26 protein-coding genes and 1 pseudogene are annotated in these 24,521 nt (G+C 38.8%); 20 read left to right on the top strand and 7 right to left on the bottom strand.

The features are described 5' to 3' along the window. Nucleotides 1-273 precede the first annotated feature (273 nt). The 6 genes and pseudogenes from CYJ36_RS20695 (at nucleotide 274) to CYJ36_RS20675 (ending at nucleotide 3,460) form a co-directional block, all read left to right on the top strand. On the top strand, nucleotides 274-564 hold the full coding sequence (locus CYJ36_RS20695) for a hypothetical protein (RefSeq protein WP_101569156.1): 291 nt from the start codon (nucleotides 274-276) through the stop codon (nucleotides 562-564). Nucleotides 565-1,302: 738 nt separating this feature from the next. Then, entirely contained in the window at nucleotides 1,303-1,674 is a 372-nt protein-coding gene (locus CYJ36_RS20690; RefSeq protein WP_101569155.1) for a DUF2089 domain-containing protein, read from the top strand. Next, entirely contained in the window at nucleotides 1,674-2,063 is a 390-nt protein-coding gene (locus tag CYJ36_RS20685; RefSeq protein WP_101569154.1) for an SHOCT-like domain-containing protein, read from the top strand. The genes CYJ36_RS20690 and CYJ36_RS20685 overlap by 1 nt, the downstream gene beginning before the upstream one ends. A gap of 3 nt (nucleotides 2,064-2,066) precedes the next feature. Continuing rightward, nucleotides 2,067-2,336 (top strand): hypothetical protein, encoded by a 270-nt coding sequence (locus CYJ36_RS20680; RefSeq protein ID WP_101569153.1) that lies wholly within the window; start codon nucleotides 2,067-2,069, stop codon nucleotides 2,334-2,336. Between the two features lie 295 nt (nucleotides 2,337-2,631). Continuing rightward, nucleotides 2,632-2,712: pseudogene (locus CYJ36_RS24940) on the top strand (hypothetical protein); the annotation flags it as partial. Between the two features lie 343 nt (nucleotides 2,713-3,055). Beyond that, nucleotides 3,056-3,460, top strand: coding sequence for a YugN-like family protein (locus tag CYJ36_RS20675; RefSeq protein ID WP_101569152.1), 405 nt, complete (start codon nucleotides 3,056-3,058; stop codon nucleotides 3,458-3,460). On the opposite strand, the gene CYJ36_RS20670 is transcribed toward CYJ36_RS20675, so the two are convergent. Next, nucleotides 3,457-4,449, bottom strand: a complete 993-nt coding sequence (locus CYJ36_RS20670) for a potassium channel family protein (RefSeq protein ID WP_101569151.1) — start codon at nucleotides 4,447-4,449, stop codon at nucleotides 3,457-3,459. The two genes, CYJ36_RS20675 and CYJ36_RS20670, sit on opposite strands and share 4 nt — an antisense overlap. An 8-nt stretch (nucleotides 4,450-4,457) precedes the next feature. Beyond that, complete coding sequence (locus CYJ36_RS20665) at nucleotides 4,458-4,700, bottom strand: atypical membrane-integrating protein (Mistic protein) (RefSeq protein ID WP_101569150.1); 243 nt, start codon at nucleotides 4,698-4,700, stop codon at nucleotides 4,458-4,460. 170 nt (nucleotides 4,701-4,870) lie between these two features. Here CYJ36_RS20665 and CYJ36_RS20660 point away from each other — a divergent pair, with 170 nt between their 5' ends. From CYJ36_RS20660 to CYJ36_RS20635, 6 genes are all read left to right on the top strand, one after another. Further along, on the top strand, nucleotides 4,871-6,175 hold the full coding sequence (locus CYJ36_RS20660) for a glycosyltransferase family 2 protein (protein WP_185772371.1): 1,305 nt from the start codon (nucleotides 4,871-4,873) through the stop codon (nucleotides 6,173-6,175). Between the two features lie 160 nt (nucleotides 6,176-6,335). Further along, nucleotides 6,336-7,649 carry a hemolysin family protein gene (locus CYJ36_RS20655; RefSeq protein WP_101569148.1) on the top strand — a complete coding sequence of 438 codons (1,314 nt, stop codon included), beginning with the start codon at nucleotides 6,336-6,338 and terminating at the stop codon, nucleotides 7,647-7,649. Between the two features lie 132 nt (nucleotides 7,650-7,781). Further along, a complete protein-coding gene (locus CYJ36_RS23915; RefSeq protein ID WP_180850513.1) occupies nucleotides 7,782-8,000 on the top strand; it encodes a hypothetical protein in 219 nt (72 codons plus the stop codon). Nucleotides 8,001-8,261: 261 nt separating this feature from the next. Next, nucleotides 8,262-9,923, top strand: coding sequence for an alpha-glucosidase (locus CYJ36_RS20645; RefSeq protein WP_101569147.1), 1,662 nt, complete (start codon nucleotides 8,262-8,264; stop codon nucleotides 9,921-9,923). A 143-nt stretch (nucleotides 9,924-10,066) separates the two neighbouring features. Continuing rightward, nucleotides 10,067-10,465 carry a secondary thiamine-phosphate synthase enzyme YjbQ gene (locus tag CYJ36_RS20640; RefSeq protein ID WP_101569146.1) on the top strand — a complete coding sequence of 133 codons (399 nt, stop codon included), beginning with the start codon at nucleotides 10,067-10,069 and terminating at the stop codon, nucleotides 10,463-10,465. Then, nucleotides 10,465-11,394 carry an MBL fold metallo-hydrolase gene (locus CYJ36_RS20635; protein WP_101569145.1) on the top strand — a complete coding sequence of 310 codons (930 nt, stop codon included), beginning with the start codon at nucleotides 10,465-10,467 and terminating at the stop codon, nucleotides 11,392-11,394. The genes CYJ36_RS20640 and CYJ36_RS20635 overlap by 1 nt, the downstream gene beginning before the upstream one ends. 238 nt (nucleotides 11,395-11,632) lie before the next feature. Here the strand turns inward: CYJ36_RS20635 and CYJ36_RS20630 are convergent, their stop codons facing one another. Together CYJ36_RS20630 and CYJ36_RS20625 are read right to left on the bottom strand one after the other, a co-directional pair. Continuing rightward, nucleotides 11,633-11,968 carry a DUF948 domain-containing protein gene (locus tag CYJ36_RS20630; RefSeq protein ID WP_101569144.1) on the bottom strand — a complete coding sequence of 112 codons (336 nt, stop codon included), beginning with the start codon at nucleotides 11,966-11,968 and terminating at the stop codon, nucleotides 11,633-11,635. A 59-nt stretch (nucleotides 11,969-12,027) separates the two neighbouring features. Continuing rightward, entirely contained in the window at nucleotides 12,028-12,441 is a 414-nt protein-coding gene (locus CYJ36_RS20625) for an HIT family protein (protein ID WP_101569143.1), read from the bottom strand. A gap of 162 nt (nucleotides 12,442-12,603) precedes the next feature. On the opposite strand from CYJ36_RS20625, the gene CYJ36_RS20620 reads away from it, so the two are divergent. From CYJ36_RS20620 to CYJ36_RS20605, 4 genes are all read left to right on the top strand, one after another. Then, on the top strand, nucleotides 12,604-13,695 hold the full coding sequence (locus tag CYJ36_RS20620) for an NAD(P)H-dependent flavin oxidoreductase (RefSeq protein ID WP_101569142.1): 1,092 nt from the start codon (nucleotides 12,604-12,606) through the stop codon (nucleotides 13,693-13,695). Nucleotides 13,696-13,701: 6 nt separating this feature from the next. After that, entirely contained in the window at nucleotides 13,702-14,967 is a 1,266-nt protein-coding gene (gene kynU / locus CYJ36_RS20615; protein WP_101569141.1) for a kynureninase, read from the top strand. After that, on the top strand, nucleotides 14,967-15,584 hold the full coding sequence (kynB, locus tag CYJ36_RS20610; RefSeq protein ID WP_101569140.1) for an arylformamidase: 618 nt from the start codon (nucleotides 14,967-14,969) through the stop codon (nucleotides 15,582-15,584). The genes kynU and kynB overlap by 1 nt, the downstream gene beginning before the upstream one ends. A 90-nt stretch (nucleotides 15,585-15,674) precedes the next feature. Further along, nucleotides 15,675-15,935: a hypothetical protein gene (locus CYJ36_RS20605; protein ID WP_101569139.1), complete on the top strand. Its 261-nt coding sequence runs from the start codon at nucleotides 15,675-15,677 to the stop codon at nucleotides 15,933-15,935. A gap of 10 nt (nucleotides 15,936-15,945) precedes the next feature. On the opposite strand, the gene CYJ36_RS20600 is transcribed toward CYJ36_RS20605, so the two are convergent. Further along, nucleotides 15,946-16,770, bottom strand: a complete 825-nt coding sequence (locus CYJ36_RS20600) for a protein-glutamine gamma-glutamyltransferase (protein ID WP_101569138.1) — start codon at nucleotides 16,768-16,770, stop codon at nucleotides 15,946-15,948. Nucleotides 16,771-16,982: 212 nt separating this feature from the next. On the opposite strand from CYJ36_RS20600, the gene CYJ36_RS20595 reads away from it, so the two are divergent. After that, nucleotides 16,983-18,374 carry an L-cystine transporter gene (locus CYJ36_RS20595; protein WP_101569137.1) on the top strand — a complete coding sequence of 464 codons (1,392 nt, stop codon included), beginning with the start codon at nucleotides 16,983-16,985 and terminating at the stop codon, nucleotides 18,372-18,374. Between the two features lie 53 nt (nucleotides 18,375-18,427). Here the strand turns inward: CYJ36_RS20595 and CYJ36_RS20590 are convergent, their stop codons facing one another. Beyond that, a complete protein-coding gene (locus tag CYJ36_RS20590) occupies nucleotides 18,428-18,892 on the bottom strand; it encodes a hypothetical protein (RefSeq protein WP_224773399.1) in 465 nt (154 codons plus the stop codon). 13 nt (nucleotides 18,893-18,905) lie between these two features. Beyond that, on the bottom strand, nucleotides 18,906-19,685 hold the full coding sequence (locus CYJ36_RS20585; protein ID WP_101569136.1) for a hypothetical protein: 780 nt from the start codon (nucleotides 19,683-19,685) through the stop codon (nucleotides 18,906-18,908). Between the two features lie 145 nt (nucleotides 19,686-19,830). On the opposite strand from CYJ36_RS20585, the gene CYJ36_RS20580 reads away from it, so the two are divergent. The 3 genes from CYJ36_RS20580 (at nucleotide 19,831) to pfkB (ending at nucleotide 24,504) form a co-directional block, all read left to right on the top strand. Then, nucleotides 19,831-21,594 (top strand): ABC transporter ATP-binding protein, encoded by a 1,764-nt coding sequence (locus CYJ36_RS20580; RefSeq protein WP_101569135.1) that lies wholly within the window; start codon nucleotides 19,831-19,833, stop codon nucleotides 21,592-21,594. A 1,249-nt stretch (nucleotides 21,595-22,843) separates the two neighbouring features. After that, nucleotides 22,844-23,596 (top strand): DeoR/GlpR family DNA-binding transcription regulator, encoded by a 753-nt coding sequence (locus CYJ36_RS20575; protein WP_101569134.1) that lies wholly within the window; start codon nucleotides 22,844-22,846, stop codon nucleotides 23,594-23,596. Then, entirely contained in the window at nucleotides 23,593-24,504 is a 912-nt protein-coding gene (pfkB, locus tag CYJ36_RS20570; protein ID WP_101569133.1) for a 1-phosphofructokinase, read from the top strand. Before CYJ36_RS20575 ends, pfkB begins: the two co-directional genes overlap by 4 nt. The last annotated feature ends 17 nt before the right edge of the window (nucleotides 24,505-24,521 follow it).

Raw genomic sequence — 24,521 nt, 5'->3', positions numbered from 1 at the left:
CCATATACTCCGAGAATTTATTAATTGATTTACCTTCCATTGATTTTGATCCCACTCTGAGCCGTATTAACTCCAAGTTTCTGCAGCTCTTCTAAAAAGAATTGCTTTTTTTCTACGCTCATCCAGTTTCTTCCCTGATCATCCTTGCCATGAACAATCATGGTCTTCCGTCCGAATTAAATGTTCAAATAATGAAAGATTCTAAATCTGATAACGGATTTATTATTAATACTGCTTACCTTAAAAAATAGTATAGGTAAAGGAGAATGAATAATGAATGTTAAAGCAAGCTATATAAACCTTAAATACTTTTTTGATTGTTATTATAACCAGTCATATGATGACAGTTTAGATGTTAGATTTAAAGATTTTATAGAATTAGAGAATGATTCTTTAATTCAGAAATTAAAAGGGGAAATTTTACAGTTAGAACAAGTTTATATTCAAAAAGATCTTGAAACATGGAAAAGGATTGAAGAGTTAGTTCATGATGATAGTTTGAGGTATTTACCATATAGCTTTGGAGAAGAATTTATTAGAACCGCAAAAAAAATATTAAATTAATCTAATCAATCAATAAAGAAGAAGCCTTTCTCTTAATCGAGAGTGGCTAAAATTTTATATACCTTATATTTACGATAAAAATACATCTTCATCCTTCTATTCACATGTTGAGCCACAGATATTGCCAATACCTCATTTTCCCCTGATGTCCATGAGCGAAGTATTCATACTCCATAAATTCAACTTTCATCTTTACTGGATCCATAACCTTAATACTCATCTTTCCGAACTTAATTTTCATATCTCGAATCAATCCTGATTCGTCGCAGCTCACCTCATGGTAACGGAGACGGTTCAGAGGTGCAAAACAATTAAATCGTTTTAGAAAAAGCACACCATTTTGCAGCTAAAATAGTGTGCTTTTTGTTAGTTAATTTAAGGTAGGCTATTGGACCTTTATGATAAATTGGAAATTTTAGTTATTCCTTTAAAGGGAAGTTTAACGGAGTAAGCAGATACTGAAGTCTTCTGCATAAGGGCTATTAAATTGAAGAACCATCTTATCGAAGAACTTTTCTTTAAGTGTCAAATAGGCTCTTATCCCTTTCTCGACAATCAGACAGACTCTCCAATGAGTCTGTTTTTTATTTTAACTTAAATGACAATAAATTAATTTATTTAATGTATAAATTAACTTATTGAATAAAAATATAAATTTTTATAAATAATTTTAAATGTTTATTTGAAAAATAAAAGATATGGTGTATGATATGACTAAATGAAAGAAAGGAGAACAGTATGGCGTATCCTTTACTCACTAATTGTCCTGTTTGCAGGAAGGCGCTTAAAATTACTAAGCTACAGTGTAACCATTGCCAGACAACGGTAGAAAATGAATTTGAAGTTTCAAGACTGGCGGCTCTCGGTCAGGAACAGCTGCATTTTATTGAGATTTTTCTTAAATGCCGTGGAAATATCAAAGAGGTCGAGAAGGAGCTCGGAATTTCCTATCCGACTGTTAGAGGAAAATTAGATGAAATTATCTCTGCTCTGGGATATTCCTCTCAAAAGAAACCGGAAGTGGATAAGAAAAAAATTGTATCGTTATTGGAAAAAGGCGAAATTACGGCAGAGAAAGCCATTCAGTTATTAAAAGAGGGGGAAGTATAATGAAAGACGAAATTTCGAGAGTCTTAACGCTGGTAGAGGAAGGAAAGATTGATAAGGAAAAAGCAAGTGAATTAATTAATATTTTACAAGGTAAAGATCAGCCAGAGCTAGTGACAATAAAAAAAGAAGTCCCATATGGAAATAAAATGTTAAAGATTCGTGTGACCTCCGAAGAAGGTGATAATGTAAATGTGAATTTACCGATTAATCTGGTAAAGGCTGTTTTAAAAGTAGGTACAAATATTGCTGAAAAAATACCTGAGGCAGAAAAATATGTAAAAGATATTAACGTTGACCTGCTCATCGAAGCAATTGAAAACGAATTGGACGGACAGATTGTTGACATCACCTCGGCAAATGGTGATAAAGTTTTTGTGGTGATTGAGTAGATTATGTTAAAAGTCAAGGTGAAAGTAAAGGATAAACGATTCTCCATTCCTGTTCCCTATGCGGTTTTAAATTTGGTTAGTTTGATTATTACATCAAAAAGGATTAATCACTTAATAAATAAAGCAATTGAAAAGGATGGCAGCAAATTCATCTTCCCGGAAATTGAAAGAAAAGATTTGAAGTCGTTGCTGCAGGGATTGTCTAAGCACAGTGGAGTTATCCTTGTTGAAACGAAATTGAAGGATGGAACTGAGGTAGAAGTAAAGCTTTAAATAAAACTTCTAAATCGCATTTTTTAATGGAAACAGCTTCGTCTTTTTGGTCATTTTGTGCCTAATCTATAGGATTAGAAATAGCAGTAAGCCAATACAAGAGACTAACAGTGTTTTTCTGATTTTCTGTTCAGTACCAATGCTGAATATCGGAAAATTCATTTGACCATAATTGACCACAATTACTCCGAAATAATATGAGATTTAGCGAAAGAGAAAATAGTAAATATGAAAGAATGTAAAGCTGTTATATGTATAAAGAAAGAAAATGAAAAAAACGATTTCCCAAGGTAATAAAGTAAACATGTTTGCCTTGCTTGGGAAACCAGGTTTTGAAGAAGTGAAAGCAGAGCTTGAGAAACGTTTGAAAAAATAATGGAAAAGGGCAGCCCAAAGGAGATAGTCGGGCTGTTCTTTTTTACTTATGAATAATATTTACTTGGATTTCTGTAATCCATTCCGTGATTCTAGGTCATCATACGGCGCCAATGGATACCTGGAATTCTGTTTTTCGCGAATCAAGGGTACCATACGGCGCCAATGGTTACCTGGATTTCTGTTTTTCGTGGATCTAGGGTACCATACGGCGCCAATGGTTACCTGAATTATTGATTTTCGCGAATCTAGGGTACCGTTAATTTAACTCAGCTGGGGTATGACCCCTGTCATAAAAGCGTATTTTTCTGGAGAACCTATCCTTAAAAAGGAGGTCGATCTAAATGATTGAAATACCATCTAAGCTTGAAGGGAAGTCATTTAAGCTTTATCATCTTGAACAGCAGCTTAAGCCTCTTGGCTATGCGATTGGCGGCGGCTGGGAATATGATCATGGCTCTTTTGATTATAAAATTGATAATGAGGTCGGCTATCAGTTTCTGCGTCTGCCATTTAAGGCGATTGACGGACAGCTGGATTCGCAAAATACAACTGTACAATTGACAAATCCCTATTTGCTATCTCATAAATACCAAATAGGACTCGACGATAATGTACATCTTGGCAACGTTAAAGCTTCTTTTGATCAGTTTCAGGAGCCGCAGGATAAGGATGCAGAGTTTCCTGAAAAATATATTGACCTTGGCAAGGATTTAGTAAAAGAGCTTGAAGCTGTTCTTCTTGATTAATGAGTAATCATGATCATGAGATCATTTTCTTGCATGATCTGGGAGATGGGCGGATTTAATTTCGTCTGATCTCCCTTTTTTATGCCAATCAAAAGCATTTCTTTTTCAAGCATGAAATGACTTGCCTCATGAAATGTTTTTCCAATCAAATCTGCAGGCAGCGGCTCAATTTTAAAGTAGTTGCCTCTCCCCGGGTTCAATTCAGAATATACGCTTGATAATCCATATTTGGCTAAATAGCTATTCATCATCAGGTGGCTTGCAAGCTGATAGGACTGGATGATTTCATCGGCTCCGGCGCGCCTTGCATTGTTTTGCTGCATGCCTGTTACTAACTCAATCACTGTATAAAGCTCTGGATTTAAGCCTTTAATAGCCAGGAGAATGAGAATGGAGTGCATGTCCGCATCAATTTCGCTTTTATGCTGATTAGCCGTAATGATCGCAGCATCAGCCTGTTCAATGTTGGCTTTAATAAGTGTGCGGTCAATTGTAGGATTGCCCTTGATGAAATGCAGATTTTCAATGAGCGGCGATTCTTCGAGAGTATCATCAATCAATACAAGGTTTTTATATGGTTTGATTTTCTTGAATGTATCAATCAGTTCATGCGTTTTTTCATTCCATCCGATAATCACGATATGATTGCTGTATTTAAAAGGGGTGTCCCCATGAAGATACGAATGCTGTTTTTGAAAAGCTGCTGCCGACAAGGTTGCAAAGTAAGTTGTAACAAATCCCGCTCCAATTAAAATCAGCATCATTCCTACAGAGCGTCCAGCAACGGTTTGCGGAACATAGTCCCCAAAACCGACTGTTGAAACCGTTACAAGCGCCCACCATATCCCATCAAAAACTGTAGGAAAGACTTCGGGCTCAATAATAGAAATCACTTGTCCAAACAAAAGAACGATCAGCATGACGATTAATACAATTCTTAAATACAGTGGCCATTTAAGCCAATCAATTAATAATTTATTTGACTTCATGTTACCTCCTATTTTTCACCTGGAAGAAAAGAGAGCACCTCTCGGATAATGGCATTAATCTTTGCTGCAACAGCCTCTTTTCCATAAGCATCCATGGCCTTTTCAATCGCTGAAACGGTATCTTCTGTAAATTCAATAATTGGCTTATCCTCTTCAGCATCATTATAAAATTGGATAAAAACGTCCAAGCCTTCATTCATTTTATCAATCGCTTCACTTAGTGCGGATTTCTCTTTATCTGTAAGTTTCATCGTTTTCACTTCCTTACGTTCACAACGTATTCTTCAGTAGTATGTGCAATTTTTTCCTATTTTTTTCATAGAAGTAGCGGGTATTGCAAAATAAAAAAGGAACAAGAGCATGTTCTTTTGCCAGTAGAGAAAGCTAATAAGAAATAGCCTTATTGCTGAGGTAGATGATCATGAAAAAATGGTATGTTTCTGTAAAAAAGAAATTTTGGTTCAGCCAGACAGCAGCCATTTTATGGTTAAGCTGCTCTGTTTGGCTATCTTTGCCTTGGATTAAGGAACTTTCAGAGATCACGGGACTTCTTCTCGCTATTTTCATCATTGCGGGAATTGCTTATATCCCAGGTTTTTTAAATGCTTTTTTAGTAAGCAGTTTACTAATCGACAGACAGCCTCCTCCTAAAATTAAAAATCCTTGTCTGCCAGTAACAGTGATCATAGCTGCAAAAAATGAAGAGAAAAATATAGCTTCTACTCTTAGCTATATTGATAAGCAGGATTACTTGGGAGATATCTTTGTCATTGTTGTTGATAACGGTTCAGAAGATCACACTTCGCTTATAGCAAGACAAGCAAATGCCGGCCTCAAAACAGCGATTAGCATTGTTTATGAAGAGAACCCCGGAAAATACAATGCGCTGAACCGGGGAATAAAAGAAACAAAGACAGAATTCGTGCTTACTCTTGATGCAGATACCATTCTTCACAAAAGTGCTATACGCCATATTGTGTCACGGATCATCAGTTCTCCTGATGATGTATGCGCGGTTGCAGGGACGATTCTTGCGAGAAACAGCCGCGATAATTTATTGACGAAGATGCAGGAATGGGATTATTTTTTAGGAATTTCAGCTGTAAAAAGACTTCAAGGGCTATATCAGGGAACACTCGTTGCACAAGGTGCATTTAGTTTGTATAGAACGGAAGCCATTAAAGAAATTGGGGGCTGGCCTGAAGCAATAGGTGAGGATATCGTACTCACTTGGCGGTTATTGCACCATAAATACAGGGTCTATTTCGAACCGCTTGCTGTCGCATTTACAGAAATCCCAGCCTCCTTCAGCCATTTCGCAAAACAGCGATCAAGGTGGGCACGGGGAATGATCGAGGCATTAAAAGAAATGAAGCCATGGCAGCAGCCGGTTCTGTTTGCCAAGTTTTTAACAGGCATCAATTTTATTATGCCGTATCTGGATTTTACGTACACATTTTTCTGGCTTCCAGGACTCGTTCTTGCCTTTTTCGGCTACTTTTGGATTGTCGGTCCAATGACACTATTTGTTCTTCCAATTACGTTCTTAAGTTACTTCAGCATTTATACCTATCAGAAAAGGGTCTTTAAAGAGCTCAATTTAAAAGTCAGGAAGAATACATCCGGTTTTTTCCTTTTTGCATTAACGTATCAAATAATCATGTCACCCGTCTCTGTTTGGGGATATCTGCAAGAATTTTTAAAGCTGAGGAGAATATGGAAATAAATGAAATGGTAAGCAGCTAGTATTTTGCAAAGAATACAGACAATAAAACAGCTGAAATATATTTGAAAAAACTGAGTATGTCGAACTGAAATTTTAACGGATATAGCCTTTAATTAGAAAGGGGGTGACCCTTATCCATTCTGCGGATAAGGGGGTGCTCTTGATAGTTACGAACCTTTTACTCGTTGTTATATTAATTGCAGTCACTGGATTCTTTGTTGCTGCCGAATTTGCAATTGTAAAAGTAAGGAGTTCAAGAATTGATCAGCTTGTCGGCGAAGGCAATCGAAGTGCTATCGCTGCAAAGAAAGTGACCGGGAGTCTAGATGAATATTTATCAGCCTGCCAGCTTGGCATCACAATCACTGCCCTCGGACTTGGCTGGTTAGGTGAACCGACAATTGAGAGACTGCTGCATCCTTTGTTTCATTCATGGGGATGGAATGATCCTATAGTCAGCATTTTATCTTTTATTATTGCATTTATTACGATTACATATTTACATGTAGTCATTGGCGAGCTTGCTCCAAAAACGCTTGCTATCCAAAAAGCCGAGTGGGTCACAATGACTTTGTCACGTCCGCTCATTTTGTTCTACAAAATCATGTATCCCTTTATCAAAACGTTAAACGGATCTGCTTTATTCCTTATCAGATTATTTGGGCTCCACGCGGCATCTGAGCATGAAGTGGCGCATACGGAAGAAGAACTTCGCATTATATTATCCGAAAGCTTAAAAAGCGGAGAAATCAATCCGTCTGAATATAAATACGTCAACAAAATTTTTGAATTTGACAATCGGATTGCAAAAGAGATCATGGTTCCAAGAACAGAAATGGTGACAGTGTCACTCGAAGATTCATTTGAGGAAAATCTCGAAATCATGAGAAGTGAAAGGTACACAAGATATCCGCTTGAACATGAAGATAAAGACAATATCGTCGGTCTTATTAATATAAAGGAAATCCTAAATGCCCTCTATATGTCAAAGGAAGGCGTGCTGCTTAAAAATTACATTCGCCCCGTCATTAAAGTCATTGAAAATATTCCGATACAGGACTTGCTGCTCAGAATGCAAAAAGACCGTATCCATATGGCGATTTTAGTTGACGAATATGGAGGAACTGCAGGACTTGTCACAGTAGAAGATATCCTTGAAGAAATCGTCGGTGAAATACGTGATGAATTTGACGTGGACGAGCTGCCGAATGTTCAAAAGAAAAGCGACGATCATTATATCTTTGACGGCAAAGCTTTAATTGAAGAAGTAAATGATTTGCTGCATCTTGAGATTGATGAAGAGGAAGTTGATACAATCGGCGGATGGGTCCTAACGGAAAAAATTGATGTGAAAAAAGGAGACAAGATTGAGTCTGACGGCTTTGAGTTTACCGTAACGGACATGGAGGGGCATCATATAAGAAAGCTTGAAGCGAAAAAGAAAAAAGAATCAAAAACAGGTGAACCTTTTTGATCACCTGTTTTTGATTTCTGAAAATATAGCAGATACATCATAAGTGATTCCAAATTTATGGCATTGAGAAAGAAATTTTATCTCTGATAGCATTAGTGCGTTCTTATAGATTAATGTTGGAGGGATTATTTAATGAAAGCATATCGCTTTCCGCTTATCTTGCTGTCGTCTGTTCTTTTAGGCGGAATCATCGGACTGATCCTCGGAGAAAAAGCAACATTCTTAAAACCATTCGGTGATCTCTTTTTAAATGCTATGTTTACAGTCAGCAGTATGATGGTTTCAAGGTTAGTAGAAGGAAAGGATTGGCTCAAGAACAAAGCTTCTGAGCTAAGCTCCAAAATTGCATAAAAGTTCAGGAAGAAGCTATCGATTGCCGGCAGCTTCTTCTTTTTTGAAAATAAAATACTGTTGGATGGACAAAGGTTGGGTGGTCTTCATTATTCATAACGATTAAGAAAATTGTTCAATCTTTAACATAATTAGAGTATAATATTTTTTAGTAAAGACAACTTTTAATAAATGTAAGCGAATACTTTTTGTTTTTCTGCTTAATTCCAATTTTAATTCGTCTTACTGGACGTTATGGTTGATATAAAGGAGTGTTTGTACTTGAAAAAAGTTTGGTGGAAAGAAGCGGTAGCTTACCAAATCTACCCTAGAAGCTTCATGGATTCGAATGGAGACGGAATTGGAGATATCCGCGGAATTATTTCTAAACTAGATTATTTAAAAGACTTTGGCATTGATGTCATCTGGATTTGTCCGATTTTCAGCTCACCGAATGCCGATAACGGGTATGACATCAGCGATTATCAGGATATTATGGCAGACTTCGGTACAATGGAAGATTTTGATGAGCTGCTTTCTGAAGTGCATAAAAGAGACATGAAGCTGATCCTTGATCTAGTAGTCAATCATACAAGTGATGAGCATCCTTGGTTTATTGAATCCCGATCTTCGAAAGATAATGAAAAAAGAGACTGGTACATTTGGCGCGACGGCAAGAACGGCAAAGAGCCAAACAACTGGGAAAGCATATTCAGCGGATCTGCATGGGAGCTTGATAAAGACACAGAGCAATATTACATGCATGTATTCGCTACAAAACAGCCTGATTTAAACTGGAAAAATGAAGAAATGAGACAAGCTGTATACGATATGATCAACTGGTGGCTTGATAAAGGCATCGACGGATTCCGTGTAGATGCAATATCGCATATTAACAAAAAAGAAGGATTTCCTGATCTTCCGAATCCAAACGGACTTGATTTCGTTTCATCATTCGATTATCACATGAATGTAGAAGGTATCATGGAGCACCTCAGTGAGCTAAAAGCGCAAACGTTTGCGCGTTATGACATCATGACTGTTGGGGAAGCGAACGGTGTAAGACTTGAACAGGCTGAAGATTGGGTTGGAGATACAAACGGGATTTTTAATATGATCTTCCAATTCGAGCATCTTGGGCTTTGGGATAACGGGACAGAAGGAACAGTCGATCTCATTAAATTAAAGGAAACATTAACTAAATGGCAGAAAGGGTTAGAGGGTTCGGGCTGGAATGCATTATTCCTTGAAAACCATGATCAAGCTCGTTCAGTATCCACTTGGGGCAACGATCAGGAATACTTGACAGAAAGTGCAAAGGCGCTTGGGGCTATGTATTTCTTAATGCAGGGAACGCCGTTTATTTATCAAGGCCAGGAGCTTGGCATGACAAATGTTCATTTCCCATCAATTGATGATTATGATGATGTAGCAATGAAAAACCTTTACCGCATAGAAACGGCAAAAGGTCGCTCTCATGAAGAAATCATGAAAATCATCTGGCATAAAGGAAGGGATAATTCTCGAACTCCCATGCAGTGGAACGAGGAGATGAATGGGGGATTCTCTACGGGTACCCCGTGGTTTGGTGCAAACGAAAATTATAAAAAGATTAGCGTTGAAAAGCAATTACAGGACGAAAACTCTGTGTATCATTTTTATAAAAAAATGATTGATCTTCGTAAAGAAAATAAAGTCTTCGTATATGGGTTATACGATTTGATCCTTCCAGAGGACAAGCAAATCTACGCTTACACACGAACATTTGAAGGCAAAAAAGCATTGATTATCTCAAACATAAGCAATAAAACAGCTTTTTACCAGTACAGCGGGCTGCCGTTATCTAAAGAGCAAATGGTCCTTCAAAACTATGAAGTCGATGCGCATAAACACACAACTTCATTTGCAATGAAGCCTTTTGAAACAAGAGTATATGTGCTTTAATGAATTGCCCTAAAAAGGAGATCCTTTTTGGGGTTTTGTTTTATGTAGAAGTGACAATTTAGCTTATTGTAACCCTTGGAATATACAATTTCCATTCTTGAATGATACAATTTATCCAGATAACCAAAGGAGTGAAGAACAGAATGCTCAAAAGATTTTCTTTAAAAACACAATCGCGTGATGAGATGCTGGACGTAACCTCAAGCGTTCTGAAAGCAGTGAAAGAAGCAACTGTTAAAGAAGGGACTGTCATCATCTATAGCCCGCATACAACAGCCGGCATTACAATAAATGAAAATGCCGATCCAGATGTTAAAAAAGACATGCTCAGACGTTTTGATGAAGTGTACCCATGGCATCATGAGGCAGATCGGCATGCAGAAGGCAATACGGCTGCCCATTTGAAAACAAGCACGGTAGGGACATCACAGCATGTTATTGTGGCGGATGGGAAGCTTTTGCTTGGAACATGGCAGGGAATTTATTTTTGCGAATTTGATGGCCCGAGAGAACGGACATTTTATGTAAAGGTACAGTCATAATCGTGAAAAAATATCAAAACCTGGATGATATTCAGAATATAAAAAGCTTTTCAGACATGAGAAAGTGGATGAAAGAAAGAAAAAGCAAGAAGAAGGATCTCACACAATCCATTGAACAATCAGACCGAAAATACCATGAAAAATTGAGGGCCAATGAACGGGAAACGAGCATTACCTGGATTGGACATTCCACTTTTCTGATTCAAATGAACGGACTGAATATCTTGACTGATCCAGTATGGGCAGGAAGAATGGGCGTTCAAAAACGTTTAACTGAACCTGGACTTTCCCTTCATGAATTGCCTGAGATCGATTATGTTTTAATCTCACATGGACATTATGATCACCTTGACTTTAGCACGATAAAACGATTAAAAGGAAGTCCGGAATTTTATGTTCCTGCTGGATTAAGATCAGCATTTGCAAGAAGAGGCTATAAACGGGTGAAGGAAGCTCACTGGTGGAATTCATTTGAAGTTCAGGGTGTGAAGCTTTCGTTTGTGCCTGCTCAGCATTGGACTAGAAGAACTCTTTGGGATACGAACACCTCACATTGGGGCGGCTGGGTAGTTGAAGACAAAATGAGCCAGAGCTCCATATATTTTGTGGGAGACACCGGTTATTTCAGAGGATTTCAAGATATAGGAAGCAGATTTAACATTGAGACTGTGCTCATGCCAATTGGAGCCTATGAACCGGAATGGTTTATGGATGTGTCCCACATAAATCCAGAAGATGCGATTAAAGCATATCTAGATTTAAAAGCAAAAGGTCCATTCATTCCGATGCATTATGGTGCATATCGCCTTGCCGATGATACTGGGCCTGAAGCGCTGGATCGCCTTTACAAAGAATGGGAGCGTCTTTCATTAAGCGAAGAACAACTGAGAGTGATGAAGATCGGTGAAACTTGGTGGATTGGCAGGTAATTTTCGCGAAACTTCTTAATTCGGAGACCATGACTCCAATAATCTGCTCTAAAGCGGAAATTAGGGCTTCAATGGTTTCTAATGAATCCCCATATTCTAACTGCCTTTGGCTATTTAATCTTAGAGAATGGTACAAACGTTTTCAATCAATCTAATTATCGAAAACAGTCCTCTAATTATCTAATGCCAAAACTAAAAAATAAAAAGCCGTCTCACAATCAGAGCCGGCTGCACCACGTTAATATCCGCGTACCTTATGCGTAAACTGACCATCTTTCTTCGATGGAAGGAATTTTTTAAATCCTTTAATCGTTTCCGGAGTTTCTATTGCAATATCTATTGTTGACTGCACAGTATGTTTTTTGTATTCGACATCAGACATGATTTTTTGCTGTGTTTCCGTGAGCTTTGTTGTTTCTGTTTGGATTCCTTCTGTTTGTTTTTGGATGCGGTTTGCAGTTTCCTGCAAATCCTGCAGAGCAGGTTTTGCACCCTGGAATGTTTTAAATGCTGAGACTCCTAAATATATGAGCGCACATATTACGAGTGCAATGCTGATATAGACAATAATCATTTGAATGCTCCTTTCCTTCTATCTTATCTCTTTTCTTTTTTACCCTGAATAGACCTTCATTAATCGTGTAAAGATGGACGAATATTTTCTTCATCCTTCAGCCAGGAGCGAATCCCGCGTCCTGCATAAGGCTCGTCTTCAAATCGGGGAATGACATGCAGGTGAGCATGAAAAATATGCTGTCCTCCTGTTTCTCCTGCATTCCATCCAATCGTATAGCCGTCTGGCTGATACTGATCATCCAATAATTCCTTGACTTCTTTTAACAGACTGTATGTGGATTGCCACTCTTCTTCAGATAATTCAAAAACCGTTGGCCGATGCTCCCGCGGTACGATTAACCCCGAGCCTTTCAATATTTTCTGAGGCATTTGCAAAAATAAGCAGTGTTCATTAGACAGGACCTCTCTTTGATCTCCAATCATTTCTGGATTGCAAAGGGGGCATAACTCTTCCAACTTCAACAGCTCCATTCTAACTGAATCTATTTTTTACCATTTTAGCATAATCAGTCAAAATATACGTGCAATCTGTTTATGGGAAAATGAAGTATTCGTGTGAAAAACGGCAGGGAAGAGCCTGTATCATGTAGAAGAAGTGTGGTAGCATTCTTCTGAATTTGGAGGCAAGGCCACATGACATGGAAACAGACTTTTGTAAGTGAGCTGCTGAAGATTGAATACCCAATAATTCAGGCACCAATGGCAGGAGGAATTACCACTCCTGAACTAGTAAGCGCTGTCAGTGAATTTGGCGCACTCGGCTCAGTCGGTGCAGGATATTTAACGTCAGCTCAGCTTGATGAACAAATAAAAGAAATAAAAGCAAGAACAAGCAAACCGTTTAATGTTAATCTTTTCATACCTGAGGGTAAAGTGAACTACAGTAAAGAAGATGTTCATAGGATGTCCGATGTGCTGAAAAAAATGAATATGCCATTAGAGGATTTTTCGTTTTCACATGAAGGGAATCAAATCAATTATGAGAAGCAGCTTGAGGTTATCCTGCAGAACGATGTTCCGATTTGTTCATTTACATTTGGAATTCCTTCAAAAGAAGTGATAGTAGCGCTGAAAAGAGAGAAGCGGATCGTAATTGGCACCGCAACAACTGTGGAGGAAGCGCTTCTTTTTGAGGAATGGGGAGCAGATTTAGTCGTTGCTCAAGGAAGCGAAGCAGGCGGTCATCGCGGGACGTTTAAAGGATCTGCTAAATCGGACGCGTGTATTGGAACGATGGCTCTCGTTCCACAAGCTGCAGATGCAGTCGGCATTCCAATTATTGCAGCAGGAGGAATAGCAGATGGGAGGGGAATTGCTGCAGCATTGATTTTAGGTGCAGAAGGCGTTCAGCTTGGAACTGTTTTTATTCCTTGTTTAGAAAGCGGTGCTGCAGCTGCTTATAAATCGACAATAATAAACAGCAATGAAAGCGACACCATACTGACAAAAGCATTTTCTGGGAAATATGCCCGGGGGATAACAAATGAGTTTATTCAAAACATGAAACCATATGAAAACCTTCTTTTGCCGTATCCGGTGCAAAATGAAATCACGAAACCACTGCGAAGTCAGGCCGCGAAAGAACATAACAGGGACAACATGTCTTTATGGGCAGGGCAAGGCTTAAGAATGATTAATGATTCGCTTTCTGCAAAGGAACTCTTAACAAAATTGATTTTACAAGTAAACTCAGTAACAGAATCAAGCTTGAAGGAGAGGCTGTGAATAATAATGGATCTCAAAAAAGCAGCTGCACTCGATGAAAAAGATGAGCTGGCAGCATTCCGCAGTGAATTTTATCTGAAAAAAGATACGATCTATTTAGATGGCAATTCACTCGGATTGCTTTCTAAAAGAGCAGAAGCAGCGTTGCTGACTATACTTGATGCCTGGAAGGAATTTGGAATTGATGGCTGGACACAAGGTGAGAATCCCTGGTATTACTTATCTGAAACTCTCGGGGCTCAGTCAGCATTTCTAATAGGGGCAAAGCCTGAAGAAGTCGTCGTAACCGGATCAACGACAGTCAATCTGCATCAGCTCGTTTCAAGTTTTTTTCATCCAAAAAAAAACAGAACAAAGATTCTTGCTGATGAGCTGAACTTTCCATCGGATATTTACGCGCTGCAAAGCCAGCTATCTTTAAAAGGACTTGATCCTGACGTGCATTTAGTTAAAGCGAAAAGCACGAACGGGCATACTCTTGAAGAAGATGAAATCATCGTTTGTATGACAGAAGAAATTGCATTAGTTGTTTTACCGACTGTTCTATATAAAAGCGGTCAGCTTTTAGATATAGAAAAGCTCACGAAAGCGGCTCATGAACGGGGGATCCTAATCGGATTTGATGGTTGTCATTCTGTAGGAGCCGTTCCTCATGAGTTTCACAGCTGGGGAGTGGATTTTGCTTACTGGTGCAATTACAAGTATTTGAATGGCGGTCCAGGTGCATCTGCTGGCTTGTTCGTCCATGAAAAGCATTTAGGGAAATTACCTGGACTAAGCGGATGGTTTGGTTCAAACAAAGAATCGCAATTTGATATGCAACATGTTTTTACACCGGCAGACTCTGCAGGGGCATATCAAATTGGAACGCCTCATATTTTCAGTTCGGCGCCTTTGGCTGCCTCTCTTCAAATTTTTAAAGAAGCAAGCCTTTCATCCATTCGCAAAAAGTCGTTGAACATGACTCGAATTATGATGGATTTAATTGACTCAGAACTTTCAGGCTTCGCATTCAGCATCGTAAATCCACCTGAGGATAACAGAAGGGGAGGACACGTTGCCCTTTTGCATCCTGAAGCAGCACGGATCTGCAAGGCACTCAAGCAAGCAGGTGTTGTTCCTGATTACCGATTGCCCAATATTATCAGGCTTGCACCTGTTGCGCTATATACGTCATATGAAGAAATTTGGAGAACCATCCAAATTCTTAAAGACATTATGCGGGAAAAAAGATATGAACAATATGATAACAAGCGTGAGGTGATAGCGTAATGATAATTGATATTTCAAGACCACTTTCAAATCAAACGCCAACATGGCCGGGTGATACACCATTTGATTTTGAACTGACATGGACGAAAGAAGCAAGCGGGTCTGTTAATGTAGGTAAACTTGAAATGAGCACACATACAGGAACACATATCGATGCACCTTTTCACTTTGATACTGAAGGGAAAAAAATTCATGAGCTCGATCTTGCTCTCTATTGCGGAAAGGCTAAAGTGATTCATCTTGCGAATACAGAAATAATAACTGCACATGAGCTGAGAAAATTTGATCTCTCAGGTACGGAAAGACTGTTAATACGAACAGATTCCTGGGAGGATTCGATGAGATTTCCTGAGAAGATATCCTATTACCATCCTGATGCAGCGGCTTATATGGGTGAGCTCGGCATCAAGCTGATTGGGGTTGACGTTCCTTCTGTTGATTTTATTAAAAGCAGAGAGCTCCCTGCCCATCATTCATTTTTAGAGCATTCGATCTCAATCTTAGAAGGCTTGAATCTTAGTGAAACAGAGCAGGGAGACTATGAATTAATTGCCTTGCCGCTTCCGATTGTCGGGGGTGACGGAAGTCCGGTCAGAGCCATTTTAAGAACTTCCTGAGTAAAAGGCTGATCTAGATGCTCCATTCATAACCAATTGTTTCTTTTCTTTAGAGCGTTGGACATGTATTCTTTTAGAAGGTGATGAGAAATGAAAATCATTCATTATTCTTATAAAAAGCACGGCAAAATTGAGTTCTGGTTTGAGCAGTGGCCAAATTCTCCTGTCGTTTTCACTCACATCAAAGAATACTATTTTATAAGATTTGTTAAGTGGAATGAACTCGATCCGCTTGTAACGAAAGATGATCTTGGCAAGATGGAGCTGATTGTCAATCAATATCTTGGACGTGAAGAATACTACTTGCAGCGAAAATATTTTGAACAGGATCGAGTGAAGCTGCCTAAATGACGGCAGCTTTTTAATTTAAATAAATAGTTGTTCCAATCTTTGAAATAATTTTCCGGTCATCTGAAATGGAGAACATTCCTATGTTTTCACGATTTCTTTTTCTAAAAGGATATAAATACCGATAATCAATCCTCGATACTTGTGAAAGCAGATAGGCAGTTTGAACGGCATCCTTTTTTCGGTACTTATTAAGAGATTCAATGATTCCCTCAGAATCTTTAATTCCAATCCCGTGACCGTAATATAAATCATAGCCCATATCTATTGTATTTTCCCCGCGCCATTGTGGTTTTTCAGGATCGAAATCAGGGTTTTTAAAATAGAGACAGTCACCAGGCAAAAAATCATTCCCTCGTCTTGTAAAAACGCCAAGGTCGTCATCATAATGCCAGTCATACAAAATCATTCCGCTGAATAATCGATTAAAATGGTTTTCCTCGATCATTTCGAGCACAGCCCTGTAAAATACAATGACAATGGCAGTGGCACATTCGAATGCATAAAGCTTACCATTCTTAAAAATATCTTTGATTCCCTCTGATGGAGGAACTCCCGGTTTTATGACAAAAGCACCCTGACTTGTCAGATTCCAAAGCTCCTCATTGCAGCGTGAATATTCAAAAACAGTGAATTTCACACCGCTTTTGTAAAGAGCAGATGCAGCTTTGACAATCTCCACTCTTAAATCCAATTCAAATTTAAGCTGATTAAAATGATCGTAGGAATAGACTTCTTCATATTTAACCATCAAATCCAGCATTTCTTTTTGTTCACTTGTCAAAATAGAAGTATTTAATATATTTTCATTTTGAAACGAGTTTTGAATTTTAATCATTTTGCAGCGCCTCCTTTGAAGCTGATTTAATAATTTATGAGAAAGATTGGCGAGGTGGAACTTCTGAAGAACAATCTATTAGGATGAATATTCACAGATTCAAGAACGTAAGATGAAGCAGGAGGTCTTCGTTGGTTATTCCTACTTGACGCATTGGAATAATTGAATTATAGTTTTTCAAGTATTATAGGAAAATGTTAGGGGGAAAAAGAATGTCATCTTTATTAATTATTGTAAATATTGCCGTGCTTCTTGGTCTTATATTCTTGCTTTTTTATATGCAGAAAAAACACATGTCGTTTTCAAAGCGTGTATTCGCTGCACTTGGACTCGGGATTGTTCTCGGATTTGCCTTCCAATTTATTTATGGTCCGGAGAATGAGGTTCTGATTGAATCCATTGGATGGTTCAATATCGTCGGAAGCGGATATGTTAAACTGCTTCAAATGATCGTCATGCCGCTTGTTTTCATTTCGATTCTTGCTGCATTTACAAAGATGAAATTATCAAACAATATAGGGAAAATCAGTATCCTTATCTTAGGTATACTTGTTGGAACAACTGCTATTTCGGCTGCAATTGGAATCGGTACTTCTCTGGGATTTAACTTAGAGGCCGTTCAAATTGAGCAAGGTGATGCAGAAACGGCAAGAGGGGAAGAGCTTGATGCAACATACACAGACATTCAGGATCAGACGTTTCCGCAAAAAATCCTCGAATTGCTTCCTGGAAATCCATTTCTTGACTTCACTGGTGCCCGTCCGACTTCAACAATTGCTGTTGTCATTTTTGCCGCGATTTTAGGATTGGCATTTTTAGGTGTTAAAAGAAAAGAGCCGGAACATGCAGAGCTCTTTGCAAGAATTGTGGATGCATTCTATGCCGTTATTATGCGAGTCGTCACGTTAATTTTACGACTGACTCCATATGGGGTCCTTGCCATCATGACAAAAACGGTTGCATCAAGTGACATTGATTCCATTTTAAAACTCGGTAAATTTGTACTCGCTTCTTATGCAGCATTGCTTCTTATGTTCATTATTCATTTGCTTTTGCTGACACTCGCAGGACTCAATCCGATTACGTATGTCAGAAAGGTTTTCCCAGTTTTAACGTTTGCTTTTACTTCACGGACCAGCGCAGGTACTTTGCCGCTAAACATTAGTACGCAAACGAAAAAGCTTGGAGTGCCAGAAGGAATCGCGAATTTTGCAGGATCTTTTGGTCTTACAATTGGCCAAAATGGCTGTGCAGGCATCTATCCGGCAATGCTTGCTGTCATGATTGCGCCGACTGTGGGGATTGATCCGTTAGATCCTTCTTTCATCTTTACTCTAATCGCTGTTGTTGCCATTAGTTCATTTGGTGTTGCAGGTGTTGGGGGAGGAGCGACATTTGCTGCCATCCTTGTCTTATCAACGATGAACATGCCGATTGCACTAGCAGGTTTGCTTATTTCAGTAGAGCCGTTAATTGATATGGGCCGTACGGCACTTAACGTAAGCGGCAGTATGACAGCTGGTGTTTTAACTGGAAAAATGACAAAAGAGTTAGATTCACAAACGTATAATAGCGACACTTCACAAGTAGAACTTGAAGCATAAAATAAAAAGCAGTTAGTACTGGAAATTACCAGTCTAACTGCTTTTATTTTTCCTTATCTTACAAATCCAATAGAAATGGCAAAGTTACTTTTAAGAATTTTTTCGATTTCTTTATAAAAATCATCATGACATTCAATTACAATGATAACTTCTGTTTCTTTTTGCTTCTTTTTTTGATCAAATTTTTTCTTTTTTATAACTTTATAATAGAGAAAATTGATAAGAAATCCAAGCAGCAGTCCGCCTCCGGCCCCTATTAATCCCCAATAAACAGGACCCCAGTTTAAACGAAATCCAATACTTACGCCAATGACCGCAAATGCTGTCGCGAGCGCGGCGCCAGTATCAAATAAGCTGACTCCATCTGAGTGATGAATGGAGTCCATCAGCTTCATAGAATCGCTCGTCTTTTGCAAAGAGACAGCCAATATTTTCTCTTTTGAAATCCCTTCTTGTACTAATTGAGAAATGGCCATCTCAAGGTAACTGGAATGATCAAACGCAGCAAATACTTGCAATGGAAATCGCCTCTCAAACTCTGCCTGGAAATTTTACTCGGTAGTGCTGATAATTTTTCATAAGAAAATTGCGCTGATCATCTATGAAAAGCTTGTTATTTTCTACTGTATTAATATAAGCATCATAAACGGCAAAACCATAAACGGAAGGTACAAACATCAGCCATTCTGGGTTTATTATATCTGTAGCATTTTGAATTTGTCCCAAAAACAAAAAATGAACAGCGAGCAAGCACTTTGAATAATAAACAAAGACAACTGTCCAGATTAGAGCAAAAAATCCGGTAATGAGCCGATGATTGTAAAGCTGACCTGTTCCAGGCATCAAAAAAGACCATATGACTGCCATCTGAGGGCTTCTTTTATCCAAATAATTGATTTCCATAAATCCAATTGAAAATGTATTAATTGGAGCGTTTTCTCTTTCTGCTAAGAGGAAGACCCGATTAGAATCAATTGTCGTACGGTAGCTGTCCCAAATCGCGAATATGTATACAGGTATATACAATAGGATCCAACGGTAATCCAATGCGTCCCGAGCCTTATCAATCTCTCCGCAAAAAGAATAGACCATCGCGATGTTCAGATGAGACTGCATATTGATGAACACTTCCCAAGTAAACAATAGAAGGCCTCTTAAATATTTGGATAGCAGCAAGTGGCCAAATCCGGGAAAGGCTGTAGACCACCATGCAATAATATAGGGGTTTCTTAAATGAAATTGTGTTGTTCCAAACATGTTCAAATGAGCTTTATACCGTCTGTATTGATTTGTGCCCGAGTAGTTATCCATTTGGTATCCTGCAGCTTTCTTTGTTCTGATCGATATAAAACATATTATTTCCTTTTTTATGGAAAAAATGCAATGGTTTATATTTAATAATTTGTAAAGAAGATTGTATAATGTAGATAGTAAGTAAGATAGGGGCCAAAACAAGATGAGTTTACAAAAGACTGGCGGGAAATGGCGTGTTTTTTTTCAGCTGATTAAAGAAACAAAGCCTTCAAAAACAAGAATGGCAATAGCGGGCGCGCTTAGCATCTTATCAACAATTGTCGGTCTGGTCATTCCGTTATTCACAAAGAATTTAATTGATGATTTCAGCTTTGAGGATTTTGGAAGCAGTCATATTATCCTGTTGATCTCCGCGTTTATTGCACAAGCCATTACAAGCGGAGTTTCGATTTACCTGCTCAATCATGTCGGCCAGCATGTTGTAGCAAGATTGAGGGAAAGACTTTGGCTCAAACATCTGCACCTTCCCGTACGCTTTTATGATGAGCATAAAACAGGTGAAATGATCAGCCGGATGACAAATGATACAGCTATTTTAAAAGGGTTAATAACAGATCATATTACAAATTTTTTTACAGGAATCATTGCCATTATTGGCTCATTTGGTATCCTCCTGTATCTCGATTGGCAAATGACATTGATTATGCTGGCGCTGATTCCTCTATCCATTTTCATTTTGCTTCCCCTGGGAAGAAAAATGTATAAAGTATCAAGAGGGCTTCAGGATGAAACAGCCAGCTTTACTGCATTATTAAGTGAAGTTTTATCACATGTTCGCTTAGTGAAATCTTCAAATGCAGAACAAAGAGAATACAATTCAGGGAAAAGCGGGATTAGCCGCTTGTTTCAATTTGGTCTGTCAGAAGCGAAAATACATGCATTAATAGGACCGTTAATTTCACTGGTCATTATGTCATTGCTTGTTATGATCCTTGGTTATGGCGGCTTGAGGGTTCAAGAAGGAGTGTTATCCTCCGGTGATTTGGTTGCGTTCATTCTTTATCTGTTTCAAATTGTAATCCCGATGACGCAGTTCACCGCTTTTTTCACACAACTTCAAAAAGCAATGGGTGCATCAGAACGAATGATTGAAATTCTTGACGAGGACGAAGAAAGCCTCAATTCAGGCAAGGATATTGAAAATATAAATCAATCTATTCATTTCAAAGCTGTTGATTTTGGCTACAAGAAAGAGGAACCGGTTTTAACAAAAGTCGACCTTGAGATCAAACCAGGTCAAACAACTGCAATTGTCGGTCCAAGCGGGAGCGGAAAAACGACGCTCTTTTCTTTGGCTGAACGTTATTATGTCCCATCAGGAGGAGAGATTTTTCTCGGTGAAACACCTATTGGTGACTATTCACTCGCTTCCTGGAGAGAGCAAATCGGCTACGTCTCTCAGGAAAGTCCGATTACCTCAGGTACAATTAAAGAAAATATATGCTATGGATTGACAAGAGAAGTAACTGACGAAGAAATAGACAAAGCTGCTAAGATGGCTTATGCTGATCAATTTATTGGCGAATATCCTGATGGCTACGAAACACAAGTAGGAGAACGGGGTATTAAACTCTCCGGCGGACAACGCCAGCGCATTGGCATTGCAAGGGCACTGATAAGAGATCCGAACGTACTCCTCCTCGATGAAGCGACCTCAAGTCTCGATAGCCACTCTGAAATTGTCGTTCAAAAAGCCCTTAATAACTTAATGGCTGGACGGACAACGATTGTCATTGCTCACAGGTTATCCACAGTAATAGACGCAGATCAAATCATCTTTCTTGATAGAGGACGTGTGACCGGGATCGGCACTCATGCAGAGCTGCTTGAAACCCATCCGATGTACAGAGAATTCGCAGTGCAGCAATTGAAGCTGAATCATTTAAGTTTAAATCAGACTATCTGAGTATGTTCAGTTGGTCTTTTTTTGGTCTTCGACCGAATTTCATTCGATATAAGGTTTGCCGTCAGGATCATTTGACATCCATTTCAGATAATAAAACATGTGTGGGTTTATCGCACAGAAATGTGCTGAGCGAGGATTCTGACATCTAAAAATCGGGCCTGAGCACCTAGTAGTCATTGGCAGGAAACTAAAAAATGCAAGATTTTTTACTTTGTAGATGTGTTCCGCACAGTATAACGTATGGAAATCTGACAGAAATTGTCTGAACGGTCACAAACGTGGTTTAGCGGTCAGAAACTCGAATGAACGGTCATAAATTAGGAATGAGCGGTCAGAAACAGCGCCTAAGCGGTCAAACCAATGTATCAAGGCTATCACAGTTATAGAAGAAGTGATCTATTGCTAGAAAAAGAGGTATTTTTGGTTGGAATATAGTTTTCCGCACTGAATAACGTATAGAAAACTTACAGATATTGTCTGAACGGTCACAAATGTGGATGAGCGGTCAGAAACACGAATGAACGGTCACAAATTAAGGGCGAGCGGTCAGAAGCAGGGCCTGAGCGGTCAAACCAATGAATAAAGGCTATCACAGTTAAAGAAGGAGTGATCTATTGCTAGAAAAAGAGGTATTTTTGGTTGGAATATAGTTTTCCGTACTGAATAACGTATAGAAATCTTACAGATATTGTCTGAACGGTCACAAACGTGGATGAGCGGTCAGAAACACGAATGAACGGTTACAAATTAAGGGCGAGCGGTCAGAAGCAGGGCCTGAGCGGTCAAACGAATGAATCACGGCTATCCCAGTTAAAGAAGGAGTGATCTATTGCTAGAAAAAGAGGTATTTTTGGTTGGAATATAGTTTTCCGCACTGAATAACGTATAGAAATCTTACAGATATTGTCTGAACGGTCACAAACGTGGATGAGAGGTCAGAAACACGAATGAACGGTCACAAATTAAGGGCGAGCGGTCAGAAAAGGGGCCTGAGCAGTCAAACCAATGAATCAAAGCTATCACAGTTATAGAATGAAAGTGTTCAATTTTGGTGATATGAACCTGGAATCAATATCCTTACATTCAATATTAGACAGCGATCGTTTGACTGTTTTTGATTGATTTGTAGATTATATGGTTAATTTTGATTGTTTTTGAGAGTTTTTGATTGATTTTTGTAAGGGCTTACGTTAGAATGAAATCAATAAAGATTTTAGGTATAAAGAAGGATAAGCTTGGAGGTGACAGCATGATTACACCTGAACGACACCGTAAAATCATCGAGGTATTAGGTGAAAAGCAGGTTGCAACTATACAGGAATTAGTAGATGCCACATCTTCTTCTGAATCAACAATAAGAAGAGATCTGAGCCAGCTTCAAAAAGAAAAAAAATTAAAACGTGTTCATGGGGGGGCATCTCTTTTCCATCAAAAAGGAGAAGAGCTGAGTGTTATTGAAAAATCCTCAAAAAATGCCGCTGAAAAGGAGCAGATTGCAAGTTTTGCAGCAGCCTTAGTGAAAAATGGAGACAGCATATACATTGACGCAGGGACAACAACTATGCAGATGATCCCATTTTTAAAAGGCAAAGATATAACAGTTGTCACAAATGGGGTTTCGCATTTAGAGCTTCTGCTCGAGAATCATGTTCCAACCTACCTGACAGGCGGACTTGTGAAGCCAAAAACGAGAGCGCTTGTAGGAAGTGCAGCACAATCAGGATTAAATGCCTGCCGATTTGATAAATGTTTTATGGGAGTAAACGGAATTCATCTTGAAGCAGGGTATACAACTCCAGATCCTGAGGAAGCAGCGATGAAGAAGCTTGCGATCTCACTATCTCAGGAAGCTTATATTCTTGCAGATGTTACGAAATTTAATGAGATTTCATTCTCGAAGATTGCTGAACTGCGTGAGGCAGTCGTAATTACGAACGAACTTGAAGAAGATGTAGCTTATGATTTTATGGAAAAGACAGAAGTAAAGGTTGTGACAGCATGATTTACACATGTACGTTAAACCCTTCAATCGACTATGTCGTGAAGGTGAACAATTTTAAAGAAGGTCATTTGAACCGGACAGAGAGTGCCAACGTTTACCCTGGCGGAAAAGGAATCAATGTTTCGAGAGTCCTGAAACGTCTGGGAACAGAAAATACTGCACTTGGATTTGCAGGCGGATTTACCGGACAATTCATAAAAGAATTCCTTTCTTCTGAAGGTATTACACATGATTTTATCGACGTCTCAGATCTTACTAGAATTAACGTTAAGCTAAAATCTAATGAAGAAACTGAAATAAACGGACAGGGTCCAGTGATTACAGAAGAACAGAAGTCGAAACTGCTTCAAAAGATTGATTCATTGAATGCAGATGATGTACTGGTTTTAGCTGGAAGCATTCCATCAGCGCTTGAAGAAAATTTCTACGAAAAGATTGCCGCCAAGTGCCGGTCGAACGGTGTGAAAGTTGTGATCGACACATCGGGCAATTCATTGAGAAGCACCTTTTCAAGCAGACCGTTCTTAATCAAACCAAATCATCACGAATTGGGTGAACTTTTCGAAACACAAATCAGCACAGTGGAAGAAGCGGTCCATTATGGAAGAAAGCTGATTGAGGAAGGCGTGCAAAATATTATTGTATCAATGGCTGAGAAAGGCGCCGTTTTTATGAATGACAATCAAGCATACTTTGCAAATGTCCCAATCGGAAATGTGAAGAATTCTGTTGGATCCGGAGATTCAGTTGTTGCCGGCTTCATCGCAGGCTTCATGCAGCATCAGGATTATCAAAAAGCTTTTCAAAAAGGTGTGGCTTCTGGAAGTGCAACTGCTTTTTCAGAAGATCTTTGCACAAAGGAATATGCAGAACAGCTAATAAACGAAATTAATGTGATTGAGATATAGAAAAAATTGAAGGGGGA

Source organism: Bacillus sp. UMB0893, from assembly GCF_002858905.1.
GTDB lineage: Bacteria > Bacillota > Bacilli > Bacillales > Bacillaceae > Bacillus_P.
The sequence above is the reverse complement of the archived record's forward strand: the minus strand, read 5'-3'. Positions and strand labels throughout refer to the sequence as shown.

Bases quoted from the DNA above. Each gene is read 5' to 3' on its own strand.
- CYJ36_RS20595 (WP_101569137.1), top strand. From the start codon at position 16,983: ATGTCATCTTTATTAATTATTGTAAATATTGCCGTGCTTCTTGGTCTT.
- CYJ36_RS20690 (WP_101569155.1), top strand. From the start codon at position 1,303: ATGGCGTATCCTTTACTCACTAATTGTCCTGTTTGCAGGAAGGCGCTT.
- CYJ36_RS20660 (WP_185772371.1), top strand. From the start codon at position 4,871: ATGAAAAAATGGTATGTTTCTGTAAAAAAGAAATTTTGGTTCAGCCAG.
- CYJ36_RS20605 (WP_101569139.1), top strand. From the start codon at position 15,675: ATGAAAATCATTCATTATTCTTATAAAAAGCACGGCAAAATTGAGTTC.
- CYJ36_RS20665 (WP_101569150.1), bottom strand. From the start codon at position 4,700: ATGAAACTTACAGATAAAGAGAAATCCGCACTAAGTGAAGCGATTGAT.
- CYJ36_RS20620 (WP_101569142.1), top strand. From the start codon at position 12,604: ATGACATGGAAACAGACTTTTGTAAGTGAGCTGCTGAAGATTGAATAC.
- CYJ36_RS23915 (WP_180850513.1), top strand. From the start codon at position 7,782: ATGAAAGCATATCGCTTTCCGCTTATCTTGCTGTCGTCTGTTCTTTTA.
- CYJ36_RS20685 (WP_101569154.1), top strand. From the start codon at position 1,674: ATGAAAGACGAAATTTCGAGAGTCTTAACGCTGGTAGAGGAAGGAAAG.
- pfkB (WP_101569133.1), top strand. From the start codon at position 23,593: ATGATTTACACATGTACGTTAAACCCTTCAATCGACTATGTCGTGAAG.
- CYJ36_RS20680 (WP_101569153.1), top strand. From the start codon at position 2,067: ATGTTAAAAGTCAAGGTGAAAGTAAAGGATAAACGATTCTCCATTCCT.
- CYJ36_RS20580 (WP_101569135.1), top strand. From the start codon at position 19,831: ATGAGTTTACAAAAGACTGGCGGGAAATGGCGTGTTTTTTTTCAGCTG.
- CYJ36_RS20585 (WP_101569136.1), bottom strand. From the start codon at position 19,685: ATGGATAACTACTCGGGCACAAATCAATACAGACGGTATAAAGCTCAT.
- CYJ36_RS20625 (WP_101569143.1), bottom strand. From the start codon at position 12,441: ATGGAGCTGTTGAAGTTGGAAGAGTTATGCCCCCTTTGCAATCCAGAA.
- kynB (WP_101569140.1), top strand. From the start codon at position 14,967: ATGATAATTGATATTTCAAGACCACTTTCAAATCAAACGCCAACATGG.
- CYJ36_RS20600 (WP_101569138.1), bottom strand. From the start codon at position 16,770: ATGATTAAAATTCAAAACTCGTTTCAAAATGAAAATATATTAAATACT.
- CYJ36_RS20575 (WP_101569134.1), top strand. From the start codon at position 22,844: ATGATTACACCTGAACGACACCGTAAAATCATCGAGGTATTAGGTGAA.
- CYJ36_RS20630 (WP_101569144.1), bottom strand. From the start codon at position 11,968: ATGATTATTGTCTATATCAGCATTGCACTCGTAATATGTGCGCTCATA.
- CYJ36_RS20670 (WP_101569151.1), bottom strand. From the start codon at position 4,449: ATGAAGTCAAATAAATTATTAATTGATTGGCTTAAATGGCCACTGTAT.
- CYJ36_RS20695 (WP_101569156.1), top strand. From the start codon at position 274: ATGAATGTTAAAGCAAGCTATATAAACCTTAAATACTTTTTTGATTGT.
- kynU (WP_101569141.1), top strand. From the start codon at position 13,702: ATGGATCTCAAAAAAGCAGCTGCACTCGATGAAAAAGATGAGCTGGCA.
- CYJ36_RS20675 (WP_101569152.1), top strand. From the start codon at position 3,056: ATGATTGAAATACCATCTAAGCTTGAAGGGAAGTCATTTAAGCTTTAT.
- CYJ36_RS20640 (WP_101569146.1), top strand. From the start codon at position 10,067: ATGCTCAAAAGATTTTCTTTAAAAACACAATCGCGTGATGAGATGCTG.